Here is a 19,577-nt window from a genome sequence, read left to right as displayed (position 1 = left end):
TAGTTTATTTATTACGGTTTGTATTTTATACTAATGTTGAACAGATATCCGTCATTAGCATCGAAATTAAATTTTGTTGTTCCTCTATTGTCTGTTAATGCATATTTTTTATTGAATCCATATCCTCCCTGAAAACTCATGTACCAGCTGCTGTCCATATTTCTTTCATATTCTAAAGCAGTTGTCATTTGAGAAAAACGCATTCTGGAAGCATTTATATTTTCGCCAATTGTTTTCATCTGATCCAGTTGATAATATTCCCCATCAAAAGTATTTGTCAAACTGAAAGCATTACGTTCGTTATTGGAATACTGAATCCTCGAATAGGGAAACCCGATGGTTATGTCCGCTTTAGCATTTAATTTACTGTTAAAAGCTATCGAAGGAAGTACTTCGGCTTTTCCAAACGGCGTCATTCTTTTTGCTCCCAGATAGATGCTGTTATTCTTGTTGAATTCATATTTTATTCCTGTTCCACCCAGAATTCTGACATTTGATATTCCCAAATTCTTTTCAAAAGCCGCTATTGTTTTCAATTCCATTTCCCAAGCTAATTGTGGACTAATGCGGTGTGTAAGTTCAAAATCATTTTCTATCCAATTATAATTACTGCTGTTATTAGTGGTATAAAAACTATCTGGCAGGTAGTTAAAGCTGCTGTTTTTATAACTGATACTGTTTTTTATTTTGTTAGCAGATGCATTTTTGAAAAATAAAAAAACTATTCCCGTCTCCTTTTTTGTGACTGCTTCAGTTGGTATTGTCTTTACATTCAATTCTAGTGAATAGCCACTTTGAGCGGTTATTTTTAAAATTGAAACCATAAAAATCAGAGTTGTACAATATTTTAATTTCATTTATTTTTTTATTGCACCAAAAGTATATTCATTATCTATTTTAAAAAAAGAAGATATATAGATCCCCTTTTTTTATAGACAAAAAGCTCTTTTATCCGGTTGAATCAAATTTTAAGCGCCAGAATGATTACATAGATTGAAAACCGTTTTTTATAGATACAAAAGCCTTGCTTGTATATGTTGTTAGGCTTACTGGATATCGCTCTGCTATATTTGTTCAAAAATTTTTTATGTACAGATTATTTATAGGGTTGTTTTTTGGAATCATGATTACTTCCTGTGATTCTGATGTAGATGCAGGTCAATTTGTCGTGGGTTCCGATAATTTAGCAGTGACTAATAAAGTAATATTAATTGATACTGCTACTGTTGAGGTTGCCACCATCAATTTTGATTCGTTAATTACTTCGGGGCAAAGCAGAATTCTTTTAGGGAATTATGAGGACCCTATTTTTGGAAAAGTAAGTTCTGATAGTTATTTCCAACTTACTTCTTCAAGCTATAATTTGCAAACAACCAGTTCTGATACGGAAGGGGCTAATTATGTTTTTGATTCTATTCGAATGGTTTTAGTACCCGATAAATATTATTACGGGGATACAACCCGGATACAATCTATCAGTATTCATCGCTTGTTACAAAAGGTAAAACCCAATACGGATGATGATAATTTTTATAATAATTCGACATTAAATTATGATGCAGTAAATATTGGTACAGCTTCTTTTTTGCCTAAACCATTAAAACAAGATACGGTTTTTGTAAAAATGGATAATAGTTTTGGTGATGCTCTTTTTCAAAAATTAAAAACACGGGAAATTACCACCGAAGATGAATTTATTGAATATTTTAAAGGCCTGGTTATTCGTTCAACTGCTGTTAATAGTTCCAGTGTTGTCGGTTTTCAGATTAGTTCTGTACTTCAGTTGTATTATTCGAAAAAAGTAACGGATGAGCAAACATCCATTTTAAAAGAGTTTGCCATTAGTGATGTTGCAAAACAATTTAATAAAATTTCTTTAGACAGGACAGGAACTGTTTTAAAAGATTTACCCGGAACTACAGGGCGATTGTCAAGCAATTTAACCGAAAATAAATCTTTTATTCAATCAGGAACGGGATTAGCATGCCGAATTGATTTTCCCAATATTAAAGAACTCAAATACATTACCGAAAAAGGAGCAATTGTGGATGCACAATTATTTATCAGACCCGTTAATAATACTTATTCTAAAAGTCATCCACTTCCTGACTCTCTTAATGTGTATGTTGCTGATCAGTTAAACAGAATTTCCGGCACGCTCAATTCGGCTACGGGAAATCCTATTTATGCGATACTCAATAAAGATGAGGATGAATTTGATGAAAATATTGGTTACAGTATTCCACTGGGAACTTTTATGCAAAATGAAATGGTTAAGACTTCCGACTCTAAACTTGCCTTGATTCTAACTATCCCTACGATTTCAAAAGCAGTAAACAGAGTGGTATTGGGCAATCAAAAAAACACGGGAAATAAAATCGAATTGAAAATATATTATATCTCTTATTAGATGAAAAATACAATTATAATAATAAGCTTTTTGATTTTGACTTCTCTTAGTAATTACGCTCAGAGTTTATCCAGCTCTCCTTATTCCGTTTTTGGTGTGGGAAGTTTGTATGATTCTGATTTTGGTTCCATACCGGCAATACGTTCTTCGGGTGTTGCTTTGCCATCATCCCGGTTTATCAATAATTTAAATCCCGCTTCTTTAGGGTTTATGTATCAAAATCATTTTATGTTTGATGTAGGAGGGAACGCTATTCAAACTTCCTATCAGGATGTTTCCAGGAAGGAAAACCGGAATAATGTACAGTTTTCACACATTGCTTTTGCTTTTCCTCTGAGTACTAAATCAGCGGTTAGTGTTGCGTTAAAACCTTATTCCAGTGCCGGATTTAAAATAGCTGATTATAAATTACCCATTCAGGACAGTAATGAGGAATATACGCTGAGCGCCAGCGGAACCGGAGGTTTGAATGATTTTGATGTTTCTTACGGATACAGAATAGGAAAGAAATTATCATTAGGATTGTCTGCTTCGCTTCTTTTTGGCAGTACTAAAGATGAAAGAGAATATGTTATTTCAAATTCAGTAACTGCCATCAATAAAGAGTCCTCTTATAATGGTGCCCGATTGAATTTAGGAACTCAGTTTAAAGTAGATTCTACTTTTACTATTGGAGCTAATTTTAAATCTCCTACCAGATTAAATGCTACAAAAGTACAGTCAGTAGTGACTTATAATGCCGGCTTAGAGGCTTCTAATACTATTGAAACAAATGTGAATTCAGATACCGATGATTATTATTTACCGTTTGAATTTTCTGTTGGTTTCAACAAACAGTTCAGGAATAATCTGAGTGTGAGTGCTGATTATGAAAAAGCTTTATGGGAAAATACTAAACAAGCTGATTTATATGGTAGTTATTTAAATCAGGATAAGTTTAAATTGGGTTTTTCTTATCGAAAAGAGAAGAATCCAAGAAGTTATTTTGACCGGATTCAATTTTCGACAGGATTGAATTATGATACTGGTTTTTTAGAAATAGATCATAAAAGAATTGTAAATACAGCTGTTTCTTTTGGCGTTTCTTTACCTATTGAAAACACCTTTTCAATGCTGAATATTTCTTATTCCTATGGTCAAAAAGGTCGGGTAAGCAATGGGTTGATAAAAGAGAATTACCATAAGATATCCGTTAATTTATCTTTAGATGGAATTTGGTTTGTAAAAAGAAAAATAGAATAATTTAAAAATCTTTTTCTTGTACAATATACTTGCTGCCCAAAATATTTTCTAACACTTTTGGGTTGGTATTGGTGTAAAAAATGGGCTTGTTGTTGTTATCCGTATTAAAACCTATTTCGGTTAATACATTTTGCGTTTGTCTGGCCACTGCCAAACCGGAATCAATTATATGAATATGATTGGGGATAATTTTTCTTATTTGAGGGATAAGATAAGGATAATGACTGCAGCCCAGTACAAGGAAATCAATATTGGCTTCAATCATTGGTTCTAAATAGGAGTGAAGCAACTGATTCATTTCGGGCGATTCTATTTGTCCGTTTTCTATCAGTTCCACCAGTCCGTAGCCTATTTGCTCTATGATTTTAGTGTGATGGTATATCTCGGTTGTTTTATGAAACAACTCGCTGTTTAAGGTTCCTTTAGTAGCCAGAATGCCTATGATTTGCGTTTTTGAGTTGGTAGCTGCTGGTTTAATAGCCGGTTCAATCCCTATAAACGGAATGTCATAATGTGCTCTTAATTCTCTAATGGCATTAGTAGTTGCTGTGTTGCAGGCTACCACAATGAGTTTGCAATCCATTTTAAGCAGGAAATCAGTGTTTTTCATGCTTAAGCGAATGATATCCTCTTTGGATTTCTCTCCGTAAGGAGCATTTTTACTGTCGGCGAGATAGATGGTTTTTTCGTTTGGCAAAAGATTATGAATCTCTTTCCAGATTGAAGTTCCTCCTATGCCGGAGTCAAAAACACCTATGGGCTTATTGTTATCCATTAAAACAAATTTAATAGCTATGGATTAATTTTCCTAAGAATAATTCATAAAAAAACCGCTCGATTCTGTGTAGAAAAAAGAGCGGTTTTAGTTTTTTTTGCTTCGAATATTAGAATCCTAAGTCTTTTTTAACGTCAGCAGTGATGTTTGGACCATCAGCTAATAAAAGACTAGCTCCTGCATCTAATACATATTGATATCCTTTAGCTTTCCCCACTTTTTGGATAGAAGCTCTTACTTTTTCCATTAATGGTTTAACGATATCAGATTCTTTTTGTTGCAATTCTTTCTGAGCATTATCTCTAAAGTCAGTAATTCTTTTTTGCATATCCTGAACTTCTTTAGCACGTTCTGTGTTTACAGCATCAGTTACTGTTGTAGTTTCAGCTTCGTATTTTTTTAATTTTGCCTGATATTCTTCAATCATTTTTTTATAATCGGCATCATATGTAGTGCTTAATTTTTCTAATTGACTTTGAGCATCTAGCATAGCAGGCATTTTTGTCATTATCTCACTTACATCTACGTGTGCAACCTTTGCTTGAGCACTGATAGTTTGATTTGCTCCAAAAGCGAATAGAGCGGCAATTAATAAAGTTTTAATTTGTTTCATTGGTTTTAAAATATTAAGTAATTAATTTATTGTTTTAATTTTTCTTCTCTGGCGGCTTTTATAGAGTCTCGCTGTCGAATAATTTGTAATCTTCTTTCTTCTAATGCTTTTCTACGGTCTTCAATTAATTTTTTTCTGTCTTCAGCAGCTTTTTCTTTGGCTTCAATAGCTTGTTGTCTTGCTAATTCAGCTTCTGTAGGAGCTTCTTCTGTTACAGCTTTTTGTCCATTTGTTGCAGCGGCATTAGTGCTGTTTGTTTTAGTTGTTTCAGAAACCGTGCCATTTTTTTTGGCAGCCCTGTCATCCAGAATTTTTTGTCTGCGTTCTTCGTATTCTTTTTTCTTTTGTTCCTGTGCTAATTTTCTATCGGCCAGTATTTTATCTCTGGCTGCTTTTCTTTCGTCAAGAATCTTTTGTCTTTCGGCAAGATTAGGATTATCGGCTATTGCGTCTTCTTTCTCTTCTTTTTCCTGTTCTGCAGCTAATTCTTTTTTAGTTAACTGTTCCCTTTTTTCTGTACGATTGATTATTCTTAATACCTGATCGCTGATGTCAAATCTTTTATCAGCAAATAATAAGGTCAAATCAGAAGATTTATCAAAGATAAAATCGTATTTTTTTGCTTCGGCAATATCCTGAACAGCTGTGAATACCTGATCCTGAATAGGCTTTACTAATAACGCTTTCTGACTCATTAATAAGCCATTGGGTCCAAATCTCTTTTGCTGTAAATCTAATAATTCATTTTCAAGAAATGTAATTTCAGTTTCCCGTTCCTCAATTAATGATTTGGTTAAAAGTGGTTTTTCTGCCGTAAGCGCATCTTTAACTTTATTAATTTCTAATTTTTTACTTTCTATTTCCTGCTTCCATTTATCTGCTTTTTCCTCTAAGAGTGCATTGGTTTCGTTATAACTGTTTACATTTTGTAAAATGTATTCCATGTCAATAAAACCAACTCTGTTTCCACGTGCTTGTGAATAAAGACTGTTTATAGCAATCGAGGCTAAAAATAGAAATAAAAAATGTTTTCTCATAACTTAAAGTATTAGAAAATCAGAACTCAATTTTTTTAAAATTGTTGTCCAATAATGAAATGAGTTTCCCATCCATTTGGAGTATTTAATCCTGGTAAACCATCAAATCCATGTGCAAAATCAATTCCTAATAATCCAAATGCCGGCATAAATACTCTTAAACCAACTCCCGCCGAACGCTTAATATCAAAAGGATTATAAGCTTTGAAATTTGCAAAAGAGTTACCCGCTTCTAAAAAGGCCAGTGCATAGATAGAGGCAGCAGCTTTTAATGTTATAGGATAACGCAATTCCATCGAGAATTTATTGTACACCGTGGCTCCAATTTGTTGTCCATTTCTAGGATCAGTTACATCATCAATGATTGGCGTTAATGAATTGTTTGGATAACCTCTTAATTGTACCGTTTCTCTACCGTCCATAGAATAATTAGCCATTCCGTCTCCACCTACATAAAAACGCTCAAAAGGAACCAAACCTCTGTCCTGATTGTATGCACCCAGGAATCCAAATTCTGTTAATGTTCTTAAAACAAATTTACCATAAACTTTGGTATACCAATCGGCTTTGAATTTTATTTTATAATATTCAAGCCAATTAAATTTTTTCTGATCTAATTTTCCCTGATCAACGGTCGCTTCCTGGTAAGTACCTACTACATTCCCACTAGCATCTATATAATTACCATCAGTATTTTTAGCTTTGTAAGCTTCTTCCTGTTCTAAAGCTTTATAGTCTATTTTGTTAAATAAGGAATAAGGAGGAGTGATCTTAGCTGAAATACTAAATTCAGAACCATACGTAGGGAATATTGGGTTTACCCCTTTATTACTTCTTGAAAGTCCTACTGTGTACGCAAGGTTTCTTGAGGATCCGTCACCAAAGGTAAACAATCCGGTGTTGTAATTATTTAAATCATAATGTTGGTAACTGATAGATTGTGACAATACAAAAAAGTCATCCGGAACGGTTAATCTTTTTGCAAGACCTATAGACACCGTAAAAATGTTGAAACTTTGTGATTTATCTACTTTAAAGGTAGTAAAGTTGTTTGCAAATTGTTTACTGTATGAAATAGAAGAACTAAATTGTACCGGTTTTTTTTGTCCAAACCAAGGCTCAGAGAAAGAAACACTATACGTCTGGAAATACGTACTTCCTTGTAAACGTAAAGATACTTTTTGACCGTCTCCCATAGGAAGTGGTTTGTAAGCCGCTTTATTCATAATATTTCTTGCCGAGAAGTTGTTGAACGACAATCCTAAAGTCCCGATGAAACCACCTCCACCGTAACCTCCCTGAAGTTCTATCTGGCTGGAACCTTTTTCAACAAGATTGTATTCAATATCTACTGTTCCCGCAGCACCATCTACATTTTTAAATTTTGGATCAATAGATTCCGGATCAAAATAACCCAATTGGCCAATTTCACGAACCGTTCTTACCAGTTCTTCTTTGCTGTATTTTTCTCCCGGTTTTGTTCTTAATTCTCTGTAGATTACACGGTCATTTGTTTTGTCGTTTCCTACTACCGTAATATGGTTGAAATAAGCCAATGGTCCTTCGGTTATTCTTATCTCAAAATCAATAGTATCATTAGCCGTTTTTACCTCTACAGCATTGATATTCGAAAATAAATAACCATTATTCTGATACCAGTTGGTAATGTCTTCTCCGTCAGGTTTTGTTTTATCTGCTATTCTTTTTTCAAGTAAAACTCCGTTGTAGGTTTCTCCTTTTTTAATTCCTAAAATTCGATTTAAAAACTGATCAGAATAAACAGAATTTCCTAAAAACTTAATATCACCAAAATAATATTTGTTTCCTTCTTCAATATTTACTTTAATATCTAAAGTGTTCTTTTTTTGATTATATGCTACTGTATCCGAAACAATACGGGCATCTCTATATCCTTTTTCTTTGTAGTTTTCAATTATTTTTTCTAAGTCTTCTTTGTATTTTTCTTTAATAAATTTAGAAGCTTTTAATAATCGGATAGGATTTTTTTGTTTTGTATTTTTCATGGCTTTACGCAAACTTTTATCAGATAGTTTGGTATTGCCTTCAAAGTCTATATTGCTAATCTTTATTTTTTCGCCTTTGTCTACGCTTACAACCATGTTAACCTGATTGATCGTAGCAGTGTCTTTTATAACATTAATATTTACCTTAGTTTTGTAGTAACCTTCTTTTTTGTATTTGTTTTCAACGTAGTTTTTAGTAGTAGTAATTAAGTTTTCGTTTACTACTTTACCTTTTGTTAAGCTGTTGTCTTTGATTAAAGCTTCGGTTTTACTTTTCTTAACCCCTGTAAATTTAACATCATTTAGTTTAGGTAATTCTACGATGTCTAAATCAAGGTAAATACTATCGTTTTCAATATGATTAACGTAAAAAGCAATTTCATCAAAAAGCCCCAGTTTTCCCAGTTTTTTGATGGCAGAACTTATTTCTTCTCCGGGCACGGTAATCTCCTGACCTTTTTGTAATCCGGCAAATGTAACTACAGTCTGGTCATTGAAACTAATTTTATTAGTCAGTTCAACTTTAGCTAATATGTATTTTTTACCTTGGTCGAATGGTACTCTGTCTTGTGCCTTAATTTGTGAAAAACTTCCCAATAATGCAAGGGATAGTAATGCTTTTATACTTTTATTCAACACTAAAATATTATTTAATTTGTTCACTTGTTTTTCCAAATCTACGTTCTCTTTTTTGATAACTAATAAGCGCCTCATAAAGGTGCTCTTCTCTGAAATCAGGCCACATAACCTCAGAAAAAAATAATTCAGCATAAGCAATTTGCCATAGTAAGAAATTGCTTATTCTGTGCTCGCCACTTGTCCTGATTAATAAATCGACATCGGGTAAATTTTGCGTGTAAAGATGCTCATTTATAATTGAATCGTCAATAGCGTCTATTGAAATTATATTATTTTTAACTTTATCAGAAATTCTCTTTACAGCGTTTACTATTTCTTCTCTGGAACCGTAGCTAAGGGCTAGCGTTAAGGTCATTTTGGAATTATTCTTTGTTTTTTCCATTACTTCCAGAAGCTCTTTTTGAGCTGATTTTGGCATCAGTTCAATGTTTCCTATAGCATTCAGTTTTATATTGTTTTCCTGAAAAGTATTTAATTCTTTTTGTAGAGAATTGATCAATATTTTCATTAAGGTTTTTACTTCAAGTTTTGGGCGGTTCCAGTTTTCAGTGGAAAAAGCATATAAAGTAAGGTTTTCTATCCCTAATTTAATGCAACTTTCTATAGTAACTCGTACTGATTTAGTCCCGTTTTCATGACCTATTGTTCTTAATAAACCTTGTTTTTTTGCCCAACGACCGTTGCCATCCATGATGATAGCAAGATGCTTAGGTAAATTGTTTTTATTTATAGTATCTAGTACACTCATTTTTTATTCTGCACAATAGCACGGTTTTTCGCCAAAGGTATAGGTTAATGTTATCCCCGAAAAAACATACCAATCGTTATTATTTAAATTTCCAAATCGCAAAGTACTAAAACGTTCTTCCTTAGGATTGCTCCCGTCCAGGTTATCTGTAAAAGTATAGCGGGCTCCAATTTCGGCTGCAAGTACTAATCTTTTGGAAATATTTGATTTTATTCCCAGAATCATTGGAATTGCAATGGAGTTCTTTCCTTCATTTTCCTTTGTTTCTCCTGCTTCGATATATAAATCATCATACCTTAAAATATTTATTCCGGAAGTCACATACGGTGTGATTTTGTGGTCTAAAGTATGAAGATTAAAATCAAAAAAGTTGAATTCAAGGGCTAAAGATAGTTCTTTTATGCTATTTTCAAAATGATAGCCTCTCAGACTTCTGCCAGGCTCTTCAGAATCAAGGTCGTCAGCAGTAATAGTAGATTGTGTATATGAAATTCTCCAGGAGTGTCTTGGGCTTCGGTTCCATTTGTATAAAATACCAAAAGCAGGCTCATTAGGAGCAATATAAGTAGTCTTACCTACGTCTCCAATATAATTACTGCCGCCCAGAAAAACCCCTATTTCATGTATTTGTGCCTGTAATGTACCACACAAAAATAAACCGGCTATTATGCTTAAAAATTTTTTCATTTTCATAGAAAATTGCTTGCAAATATAATAATTATCAATACGAATCAATGCCGATTAAGATAAATGTACTTTTTTTTGAAAAAATAATAATTTACCTTAACCAGAATTCGGTTTTTGTTAAACTAAAACGGAAAAATTGATGTGTATTGTGTAATAATGAGGATTAAAAAAAAATTAATTTCTTTTATCTTCTCCCCAAAGTAATTTTGTTCTTAATGTTTTTAAGAAAGTTTCATTAGGTATTTCAACCATATTTATTTGAAAAGGAGTTTTTCGGATCGTTAAAACTGATTCATTTCCTACTGAAGTAATTCTGGAGTCTAAGGAAACCAGATAATTCTCTTCTCTTCCGGAAACTTTAAGCATAATTTCTGTTTCATCAGGAATTACAAGTGGTCTTGCATTGAGATTGTGTGGTGCAATCGGGGTGATTACTAAGCTTTTTACATCGGGAGTAAGTATGGGACCGCCACAGCTTAAGGAATATCCCGTAGAACCTGTAGGCGTGGAGATGATTAATCCGTCAGCCCAGTATGAATTTAAAATTTCCCCATTCAGATACGTATCAATAGTAATCATCGATGTGGTATCTTTCCGGCTAACAGAAACTTCATTCATGGCAAAATTAATGTCATTTAAAGCTTCGTTTTCAGGTGAACATGTCAAACTTAAAAGGGTTCTTTTAGAAAGAGTATATTTTTTTTCGATTACAATTTGTAAAAATGCATCAATGTTTTCTTTTTGAACAGTGGCAAGAAAACCAAGTCTTCCGGCATTAATTCCTAAAATAGGTATTCCGGAATCACGCACTAATGTAGCGGCTCTCAATATAGTTCCGTCTCCGCCAATGCTTAAAAGCATGTCAAAACTGGAGTCTAGTTCACTATGGGAAGAAAAAGTTTTATATTCCTTTTCAATGATTTTTTTTTCCTGAATTAAGGCTAAAAAATTAGACTCAATAACTATTTCAATGTTGTTTTTATTGAAAAAAACAAAGATGTCCTTAATAATTGGTTCTGTACTATTTTGATAATATTGACCGTAAATGGCTATTTTCATTGAGGTTAAATGTTAAGGTATTTGTCTAAATAGTCAGAACGTTCTTTTAAATTAGTGATATAAGAGTCTTCATGATGATCGGAAATTATTTCATAATTGTAGCGTCTGAAAGTCTGGATGATTTCATTAATAGCACCCGAACTTATTTTTAACGTTACTTCCACACTGTCAATTGTAGTTTCTGAAATAAATAAACCCAAAAGTTTACCATTATTGCTTTCGACTATCTGAGTAATCTGACTCATCGAATAATCCAAAATCCCTTTTTTTATTTTAACAATACGACCTTGCTCTTTTAAAAACGGAGTCTGGTTAAAAAAACTCATAATATCCTCCAGTTCATAATAGCCTACATAGGTATTGTCTTCGTCTAAAATAGGTATTAGATTAGAATGGTGTTTTGCAAAAACTTCCAGAACTTCAAGCCAGATAGCATTTGTTCTGGTAAAAAACGGTTCGAGGCTGTATTTATAATCAGATATGGTTTTTTGTTCTTCAAAAGTCTCAATGTCTTCTGCTGAAACACTCCCTATATATACGCCTTCTTCCAGCACAGGGAAATGGGAGAAATTCAAATCTCCTAAAAAATCCCTTACAGCAGCAATAGTTTCCTGGCTGTCAATAGGTTTGAAATCGGTATTTATGTAGTTTGTAATATCCATTTTATCTAAGTCCTCAATTTTTATGCAAAATAATCAAAAAAAGGCAAAAACGCCTAGCTTTTACTTTGTATTTTTGCAACCAAATTATAGTTTTTTCGTAATCAAAAAGCGTTTTCAATGACAAAGTTAAGTGTAAATATCAATAAAATAGCTACTTTACGTAATGCCCGTGGCGGAAATGTGCCCGATTTATTAAAAGTAGCCACTGATATTCAGAAATTTGGGGGACAGGGGATCACCATTCATCCACGTCCCGATGAGCGTCATATTCGCTATCAGGATGCCCGCGATTTGAGACCCATTGTTTATACCGAATTCAATATAGAAGGCAATCCGCAGCATAATTTTATTGATTTAGTTCTCGAATGCAAGCCTGAACAGGTTACGCTGGTTCCTGATGCCATTGGTGCTATTACTTCATCAGCAGGCTGGGATACGGTTAAAAATCAAGCTTATTTAACGGAAATGATTCAGGAATTTCAACGTAACGGAATCAGAACTTCCATTTTTGTTGATCCTGAATTAGAAATGATTGAAGGTGCTAAAAAAACAGGGACAGATCGAATTGAGTTGTACACGGAAGCTTTTGCACATCAATATAGCCTTGGAAACGAAAAAGGAATTGATCCGTATGTAAAATCGGCTGTTTTAGCTAATGAATTGGGATTAGGAATCAATGCAGGACACGATTTAAGTTTAGATAATATTCAGTTTTTCAAACAAAATATTCCCGGATTATTAGAGGTTTCTATAGGTCATGCTCTAATTGCCGAAGCACTTTATTTAGGCTTGGAAAATGTAGTGAATATGTATTTAAGAAAATTAAAATAATATCAATTGATTGAAGATTAAGCAGGGATTTTTTCTGCAATCTAAAATCTAAAATCTAGAATTAAATGTTGTATTCAAAAATAGAAGGCGAAGGAAAACCATTTTTAATATTACACGGATTTCTGGGAATGTCAGACAACTGGAAAACCTTAGGAAGTCAATTTGCAGCTGAAGGATTTCAGGTTCACTTGTTGGATTTGCGCAATCATGGAAGAAGTCTGCAAACCGAAGATTTTAGTTATGAACTGATGGCTCAGGATATTCTGGAGTATTGTCAGGCACATGATTTGCAATCCATTCATTTACTTGGACACTCCATGGGAGGAAAAACAGCCATGCTTTTTGCCGCCAGATATCCGGAAATGGTCGATAAATTAATTGTTGCCGATATTGGTCCTAAGTTTTATCCGCAACATCATCAAACCATTTTAGCAGGACTGAATGCCGTAGATTTTTCGGTTAAACCAAGTCGTGCTGATGTAGAAGCAACGTTGAGTGAATACATAACTGATTTTGGAACAAGACAATTTTTATTAAAAAACTTGTATTGGCAAGAGCCGGGACAATTAGCATTCCGATTTAATCTGGCTGTTTTTAATGAAAAAATTGAAGAAATTGGTGTGCCATTACCATCTGAATTGATTTTTGAAAAACCGACTCTTTTTATCCGTGGCGGTAGTTCTAATTATATTTTAGATACTGATATCGAAAATATGGCGGAGCTTTTTCCGTTAATGAAGCTCGAAACAATCCCAAATGCAGGACATTGGCTTCATGCCGAAAATCCTGCTTTGTTTTTCCAAATGGTGATTTCGTTTTTAAAATAAGCTGTTGATTTTTTTAAACAGCAATTTTATATACAACAGCAACTTTCGGGTTGCTGTTTTTTTTTGGAAGAAAATTAAAATGATATTTTGATAAATGTATAAAAAACACTTATGTTTGTAATCTTCGAATATTATAAAATCTATACAACCGCCTAACCAGAAATAAAATGATAGTTACTATTAGTCCTAATGTATCGCTAAAAGTTGATTTTTTAAAGCTTTTAAAATCCCAAAGAGTTGTTTGCTATCTGTTGGGTATTCTTTTTTTACAAAGCTGTGACGCTGTAAAAAATAAAAATAACGCTTCAGAAGAGAAAATGGATGCGTATTTAATGACTTATTTTAAAGATGATACCCACGGATTGTATTTTGCCCTGAGCGATGACGGCTATACATTTACGGATGTTAATAGTGGGAAACCTGTTGTTGCCGGGGATACTATTGCAGAGCAAAAAGGAATTCGGGATCCTTATATCATGCGTGGAAACGATGGCTATTTTTATATAGCAATGACGGATTTGCATATTTACGGGAAACAAAAAGGCTATCGCGATACCGATTGGGAGCGTCCTCAGGAAAAATATGACTGGGGAAACAACAGGGATTTAGTGTTGATGAAATCAAAAGATTTAATTCACTGGTCGCATTCGATTTTAGATATAGCTAACTTATATCCGGAGTGGAATGTGGGTTGTGTCTGGGCACCTGAATTGATTTATGATGCCGCAAAAGGGAAAATCATGATTTATTTTACCATGCGAAAAGGCAAGGGACGTACCAAATTATATTATGCTTATATGAATGATTTGTTTACAGCTCTTGAAACTGCTCCGGAAATTCTTTTTGAATATCCTGATGAAACCAAACAAATTTTAGATGCTGATATTACTAAATTGCCTGACGGAAGATTTTGCATGATGTACGTAGCACAGGAAAATCCGGGTGGAATTAAAATGGCATTTTCGAACAAAATAAATAGCGGTTATGTGTACCAGCCGGAACAAATAGATTTCGAAAAAAAATCATGTGAAGCACCTAATGTTTTTAAACGTATTGGTGAAAACAAATGGGTATTGATGTACGATATTTTTAGTGTCAAACCACACAATTTTGGATTTGCAGAAACTACCGATTTTAAAACCTTTACTGATCTGGGACATTTTGATCAGGGAGTGATGAAACGTACTAATTTTTCAGTTCAAAAACACGGCTCAGTAATTCATCTGACTAAAAAAGAAGCGGAAAGTTTAGCGAAACACTGGAATACCAATTTCTCATTTGATACTAAAAAATAAGATGAAGGCGATATTTAAAATAGTATTCTGCAGTATTTTGTTTGTGTCCGGTTTAAATGCTCAAAAGAAAGATTTAAAAGGCTATCTCTTTGCTTATTTTGAAGGTAAAGGTCCTGCCGAAAAACAAGAACAGTTGCGTTTTGCAGTAAGTGATGATGCCATTAACTGGAAAGCGCTAAATAATAATGAACCAATAATACCGTCCAAAGATATTTCGAATACAGGTGGTATTCGGGATCCTCATATTCTTAGAGGTGCTGATGGAAATAGTTTTTATATGGTTGCCACCGATATGAATACAAAGAAAAATGGCTGGGATTACAATCCGGGAATTGTGCTGCTGTATTCAAAAAATCTTTTGGATTGGAAATCATCGGCAATAGATTTGGAAAAATTATACCCTAAGAAATTTAAAGATATAAAATGGGTGTGGGCTCCTCAGACTTTTTATGATGTTAAAGCTAAAAAGTATCTGGTGTATTTTACGGTTCGGTTTAACTATAATTTAAAATTGGATTTCTATTGTGCTTATGCGAATAAAGATTTTACCGGTTTTGAACAAGAACCTAAATTAATGTTCAGCGCAAAAGATGGTGCAATAGATGGGGATGTCATTTATAAAGATGGTACTTATCATTTTTTCTACAAAGGAAATACAAAAGATGAAAATGGGAAAGAAATTAAAAACGGAATTAAACAGGCTACAAGTAAGAAATTACAAGGACCTTGGAAAGAAAGTTTCGAATATTTAGACGCTTATGCTGATACAAACACAAATGTAGAAGGTTCTTCGGTTTTTAAATTGAATAACAGCGACGAATATATCTTAATGTATGATTTGTATTCTAGTGGGAGATATGAATTTCAACGTTCCAAAGATTTGTATCATTTTACAGAGAAAACAGAATCGTTTACTAAAGATTTTTTTCCAAGACATGGAAGTGTTTTAGGAATTACAACAGAAGAAGCAATAAGATTACAGGAAAAATGGGGCGGCGTTCCTCAAAAGCTATTAACTTCTGAAGATGGCACATTTCGTTTCAAATCAGAAGAAAACCCAATAATCAAACATAAATTTACTGCTGATCCGGCAGCTTTTGTTGAAAATGATACCTTGTGGTTGTTTACAGGGCATGATTTTGAAGGCGGACAAAAAAGCTATAAACTGAAAGATTGGCTGGTTTTTTCAACTACTGATTTGAAAAATTGGATTGAATATCCGGTGCCTTTAAAAATTGAAGATTTTAAATGGGATAAAACCAATGACGCTTATGCAGGGCAAGCAATTAAGAGAAATGGAAAATATTATTGGTACATTAGTACAAATGGCTCCGGAATTGGAGTTGCAGTTGCTGATAAACCACAAGGTCCTTACAAAGATGCACTAGGAAAACCGTTATTGACTAATGCAGATTGTTTTGCTTCTACCCATTCATGGACATGTATTGATCCTACGGTTTTTATAGATGATAATGGACAAGCCTGGTTGTTTTGGGGTAATGGAGTTTGCTATTATGCTAAACTCAAAGAGAATATGATTGAAATTGACGGTGCAATTAAGAAAATAGATTTTGAAGAATTTAAATTTACAGAAGCACCCTGGGTTCATAAAAAAGATGGAAAATATTATCTTAGTTATGCCAGCGGTTTTCCTGAGAAAATTGCTTATGCAATGGCAGATAACATAGAAGGACCTTATGTATACAAAGGAATTCTAAATGAAATTTCAGGAAATTCAAATACGAATCATCAGGCTATTTTAGAGTTTAAAGGACAGCCGTATTTTATTTATCATAACGGAGCGATACAAACTAATGGTTCCAGTTATAGCCGCTCCGTTTGTATTGATATATTAGAATATAATCCAGATGGAACTATAAAACCAATTGTAATGACTACTGAGGGGGTTACAAAATAAACCGAATGTTTTTAAAATAATATTTTTAAAATAAATTGTACTTTTATACAAGTTTAAAAAATACATGCAGAAATGAAATTAATTATAAAAGTTCTTACTACTTCCGTTTTAGTATTATTGATTGCTCATTTTATGAGTGGTGTTCATGTAGCCAGTTTTACTACGGCACTTTTTGTTGCCATCGTTTTAGGGTTGCTTAATCTTTTTATTAAACCTATTTTAGTGTTGTTTACATTGCCGATAACAATTTTTACATTGGGATTATTTTTGTTGGTTATCAATGGTTTGATAATTATTTTATGTGATAATATAGTGGGCGGATTTGATGTTGACACCTTTTTTACAGCTTTGATATTCAGTATTATTTTATCGGTTTCTCAGTCACTTGTGAGTCTTTTGTTAGGAGATAAATAATCTGTTTATCTATAAAAAAATCATAAAACCAATCATTTTTACTTTTGCGGAAGCAAAAATGATTAATTTTGTACGTTGTAAGATCTAAAAATGAATAAAATCCACTTCATATTAATTGTATTACTGGGCTTCTTCCTGATGCCCGGAACAAGCTATGCATGTGGTTCAGATTCAGGCAATCATTCCTGTAAGATGGAAATGTCTTCTAAAACAAAAATGAAAGATTGTTGTAGTAAAAAAACAACATCTAAAGAATCAAAAGACAAAGGTTGTTCCGGAAAATGCGGACAGTCAATGTGTAGTGTTTCTTCGGTAAATATTGGAATTACTTCAACAATTCAGTACGAATTTCCGGTAATGAATTTCAATTTTTCAGAAAAAAAACAAAATTTTTCTAACACCGTATCTGTTCCTTCTGACGGATATTCAAGTCTGTGGCTAATACCTAAAATAGGCTAAATTCCTTTGCTGATAGCCATTGGTCTATCCATTTCAAAGCAAATTACTTTACAAATTCATTTATTTTTCGATTAATTTAAAAGAACAATAGTTGATTCAGACTATTTGTTATGAATTAATCCTTTCACAAAAAAAAAACATTCAATCATGAAATCATTTAAAAAAATAATGATGGCAGCTGTAGTATTGCTATCAATAAGTGTTAACGCACAAATTAAAAACAAAAAAACAGAAACCGTAAAAATATCAGGTAACTGTGAGATGTGTAAAAAGAAAATTGAAACAGCCGGAAATCTTAAAAAAGTAGCTGTTGTAGAATGGGATGTCAATTCTAAAATGGCAAAACTGACTTATGATTCCACTAAAACAAGTTCAGACGAAATTTTGAGTCGAATTGCTAAAGCGGGTTATGATAGTGATAAGTTTTCAGCAACTGACGAGCAGTATAACAAACTGCATACTTGTTGTCAATATGATAGAAAAACTACTGAAACTACTAAAAAAGAAGAGCATAAGCACTAATGCCTCCATTTTATTACTACAGTCTTTTGGGTCATTTTTGTATTCGAAAAAGACTGTAGTGAATGATAAAAAAAATAAAAAGATGAAAACAGATATGATTATAAAAAGATGTATTGTTCTGATAATGCTGATAGGCATGACAACTTCGTATGCACAAATTTCAAAAGCCGAAATTGTAGCTACAGGTTTGACTTGTTCCATGTGTTCTAATGCCATCAACAAACAACTGAAAGCAATGCCTGAAGTAGAAAAGGTAATGATTGATTTAAACAGCAATACCTTTGTAGTTAATTTAAAAAAGAACAGCTCAATAACTCCGCAAGATTTAAAGAATAATATTGAAAAGACAGGTTTTTTTGTTGGATCTATGATTTTAACTATCGATGCTAATAATGTGAAACCAAAAGACAATGACAGTTTTAAAAATGCAAGCGGTACCTATATTTTTGTAGATTCAGATGAAAAAGCGGCTAACGAAAAATTAAGACTGAAAGTACTAAACAGTGGTTTTGTTACTAAAAAAGAGTATAAAAAATCGGCTAAAATGCTTTCTAAATATAATGTTTCGGGTAAAGAAGAAGGAACTTATTATGTAAAAATAATCTAGATGAAATATTTTGTAATCTTAGTAAGTTTTTTGAGTTTTCAAATCCATGCCCAGGAATTATTTGTAATGACAGAACCAGCGAGTAACATGCCTACGGCTTCAATAGGAGTCAGGGATATGAGCCTTTTTGCATTCAAAAAAACGGGAGGATACAATTACCACAACATGCCCGAATTAATGTGGGGTGTTAACAAAGACTGGATGGTTCATGCTTCGGCATTTTTGAGTGATAAACAAGGCGATCTAATGCTCGAAGGAGGAAGTTTGTATGCTAAATACCGTTTTTTCTCCGTTGATGATTTGCATAGTCATTTTAGACTAGCAGCTTATGGAAGGATAAGTACCAGTAATGCTGAGATTCATCAGGAAGATATAGAAACCATGGGGATGAATTCGGGTTACGAAATAGGAACTGTAGCCACTCAATTGATTAATAAAACCGCTTTGAGTGCAAGCATTAGTTATGAAAGAGCGTTTAATAATCAGGGTAATATTTTTCCAGACGAATGGAGCAACAGTGCAATGAACTACACTTTTTCGGTGGGGCAATTGATGTATCCTAAAAAATATACTAATTTTAAACAGACTAATATTAATGCGATGCTGGAATTATTGGGGCAACGGTTGAATCAAAATGGGAAATCTTATTTAGATGTAGTACCTTCGATTCAGTTTATTGTCAACAGTCAGGCGAGAATAGATTTAGCTTACCGCCGCCAGATTTATTCAGATATGGAACGCATCAGTGCCAATAGTATTTTACTCAAATTAGAATATACTTTTTTTAATGTAACCAATTAATGTAACC

The 19,577-nt window shown here is 33.3% G+C and carries 20 protein-coding genes; 11 read left to right on the top strand and 9 right to left on the bottom strand.

Annotated elements, in window-relative coordinates; translation table 11 throughout:
* Positions 1-11 precede the first annotated feature (11 nt).
* Entirely contained in the window at positions 12-857 is an 846-nt protein-coding gene (locus tag BUB89_RS02480) for a DUF6268 family outer membrane beta-barrel protein (RefSeq protein ID WP_073241515.1), read from the bottom strand.
* Positions 858-1,087: 230 nt separating this feature from the next.
* Between BUB89_RS02480 and BUB89_RS02475 the strand changes: the two genes are divergently transcribed.
* Both BUB89_RS02475 and BUB89_RS02470 read left to right on the top strand, forming a co-directional pair.
* On the top strand, positions 1,088-2,410 hold the full coding sequence (locus BUB89_RS02475) for a DUF4270 family protein (RefSeq protein WP_073241513.1): 1,323 nt from the start codon (positions 1,088-1,090) through the stop codon (positions 2,408-2,410).
* A complete protein-coding gene (locus tag BUB89_RS02470) occupies positions 2,411-3,652 on the top strand; it encodes a BamG family beta-barrel-assembly machinery protein (RefSeq protein ID WP_073241511.1) in 1,242 nt (413 codons plus the stop codon).
* A 1-nt stretch (position 3,653) separates the two neighbouring features.
* Here BUB89_RS02470 and murI read toward each other — a convergent pair whose 3' ends face one another.
* The 8 genes from murI to BUB89_RS02430 all read right to left on the bottom strand — a co-directional run bounded on the left by murI (position 3,654) and on the right by BUB89_RS02430 (position 11,896).
* Positions 3,654-4,427, bottom strand: coding sequence for a glutamate racemase (murI, locus tag BUB89_RS02465; RefSeq protein ID WP_073241509.1), 774 nt, complete (start codon positions 4,425-4,427; stop codon positions 3,654-3,656).
* Between the two features lie 109 nt (positions 4,428-4,536).
* Positions 4,537-5,040, bottom strand: coding sequence for an OmpH/Skp family outer membrane protein (locus BUB89_RS02460; protein WP_073241507.1), 504 nt, complete (start codon positions 5,038-5,040; stop codon positions 4,537-4,539).
* A 26-nt stretch (positions 5,041-5,066) separates the two neighbouring features.
* Positions 5,067-6,077 carry an OmpH/Skp family outer membrane protein gene (locus BUB89_RS02455; RefSeq protein ID WP_073241505.1) on the bottom strand — a complete coding sequence of 337 codons (1,011 nt, stop codon included), beginning with the start codon at positions 6,075-6,077 and terminating at the stop codon, positions 5,067-5,069.
* A gap of 35 nt (positions 6,078-6,112) precedes the next feature.
* Positions 6,113-8,815, bottom strand: coding sequence for an outer membrane protein assembly factor BamA (gene bamA, locus BUB89_RS02450; protein ID WP_073241503.1), 2,703 nt, complete (start codon positions 8,813-8,815; stop codon positions 6,113-6,115).
* The gene (locus tag BUB89_RS02445; RefSeq protein ID WP_073241500.1) at positions 8,748-9,488 is read right to left on the bottom strand and encodes an isoprenyl transferase; all 741 of its coding nucleotides are present in this window, start codon (positions 9,486-9,488) and stop codon (positions 8,748-8,750) included. Before BUB89_RS02445 ends, bamA begins: the two co-directional genes overlap by 68 nt.
* Before the next feature lie 3 nt (positions 9,489-9,491).
* Positions 9,492-10,175: a type IX secretion system protein PorG gene (gene porG / locus BUB89_RS02440; RefSeq protein WP_073241863.1), complete on the bottom strand. Its 684-nt coding sequence runs from the start codon at positions 10,173-10,175 to the stop codon at positions 9,492-9,494.
* Positions 10,176-10,349: 174 nt separating this feature from the next.
* Positions 10,350-11,234: an NAD kinase gene (locus tag BUB89_RS02435; RefSeq protein WP_073241498.1), complete on the bottom strand. Its 885-nt coding sequence runs from the start codon at positions 11,232-11,234 to the stop codon at positions 10,350-10,352.
* Between the two features lie 5 nt (positions 11,235-11,239).
* Entirely contained in the window at positions 11,240-11,896 is a 657-nt protein-coding gene (locus BUB89_RS02430) for a CBS domain-containing protein (RefSeq protein WP_073241496.1), read from the bottom strand.
* Positions 11,897-12,013: 117 nt separating this feature from the next.
* Here BUB89_RS02430 and BUB89_RS02425 point away from each other — a divergent pair, with 117 nt between their 5' ends.
* From BUB89_RS02425 to BUB89_RS02385, 9 genes are all read left to right on the top strand, one after another.
* Positions 12,014-12,727 (top strand): pyridoxine 5'-phosphate synthase, encoded by a 714-nt coding sequence (locus tag BUB89_RS02425; protein ID WP_073241494.1) that lies wholly within the window; start codon positions 12,014-12,016, stop codon positions 12,725-12,727.
* A 65-nt stretch (positions 12,728-12,792) separates the two neighbouring features.
* Positions 12,793-13,554 (top strand): alpha/beta fold hydrolase, encoded by a 762-nt coding sequence (locus BUB89_RS02420; protein ID WP_073241492.1) that lies wholly within the window; start codon positions 12,793-12,795, stop codon positions 13,552-13,554.
* A 167-nt stretch (positions 13,555-13,721) separates the two neighbouring features.
* Entirely contained in the window at positions 13,722-14,849 is a 1,128-nt protein-coding gene (locus BUB89_RS02415; RefSeq protein ID WP_073241490.1) for a glycoside hydrolase family 43 protein, read from the top strand.
* A 1-nt stretch (position 14,850) separates the two neighbouring features.
* Complete coding sequence (locus BUB89_RS02410; protein ID WP_083552424.1) at positions 14,851-16,767, top strand: family 43 glycosylhydrolase; 1,917 nt, start codon at positions 14,851-14,853, stop codon at positions 16,765-16,767.
* 72 nt (positions 16,768-16,839) lie between these two features.
* Complete coding sequence (locus BUB89_RS02405) at positions 16,840-17,181, top strand: phage holin family protein (RefSeq protein WP_073241488.1); 342 nt, start codon at positions 16,840-16,842, stop codon at positions 17,179-17,181.
* Positions 17,182-17,271: 90 nt separating this feature from the next.
* Positions 17,272-17,640 carry a hypothetical protein gene (locus BUB89_RS02400; protein WP_073241486.1) on the top strand — a complete coding sequence of 123 codons (369 nt, stop codon included), beginning with the start codon at positions 17,272-17,274 and terminating at the stop codon, positions 17,638-17,640.
* 147 nt (positions 17,641-17,787) lie between these two features.
* Entirely contained in the window at positions 17,788-18,162 is a 375-nt protein-coding gene (locus BUB89_RS02395; protein WP_073241484.1) for a heavy-metal-associated domain-containing protein, read from the top strand.
* 82 nt (positions 18,163-18,244) lie between these two features.
* On the top strand, positions 18,245-18,769 hold the full coding sequence (locus BUB89_RS02390; protein ID WP_073241859.1) for a heavy-metal-associated domain-containing protein: 525 nt from the start codon (positions 18,245-18,247) through the stop codon (positions 18,767-18,769).
* Complete coding sequence (locus BUB89_RS02385; RefSeq protein WP_073241482.1) at positions 18,770-19,570, top strand: hypothetical protein; 801 nt, start codon at positions 18,770-18,772, stop codon at positions 19,568-19,570.
* Positions 19,571-19,577 lie beyond the last annotated feature (7 nt).

Source organism: Flavobacterium flevense, assembly GCF_900142775.1.
Lineage (GTDB): Bacteria > Bacteroidota > Bacteroidia > Flavobacteriales > Flavobacteriaceae > Flavobacterium > Flavobacterium flevense.
Note: the sequence above shows the minus strand (reverse complement) of the source record. Positions and strands in the feature narration are given on the sequence as shown.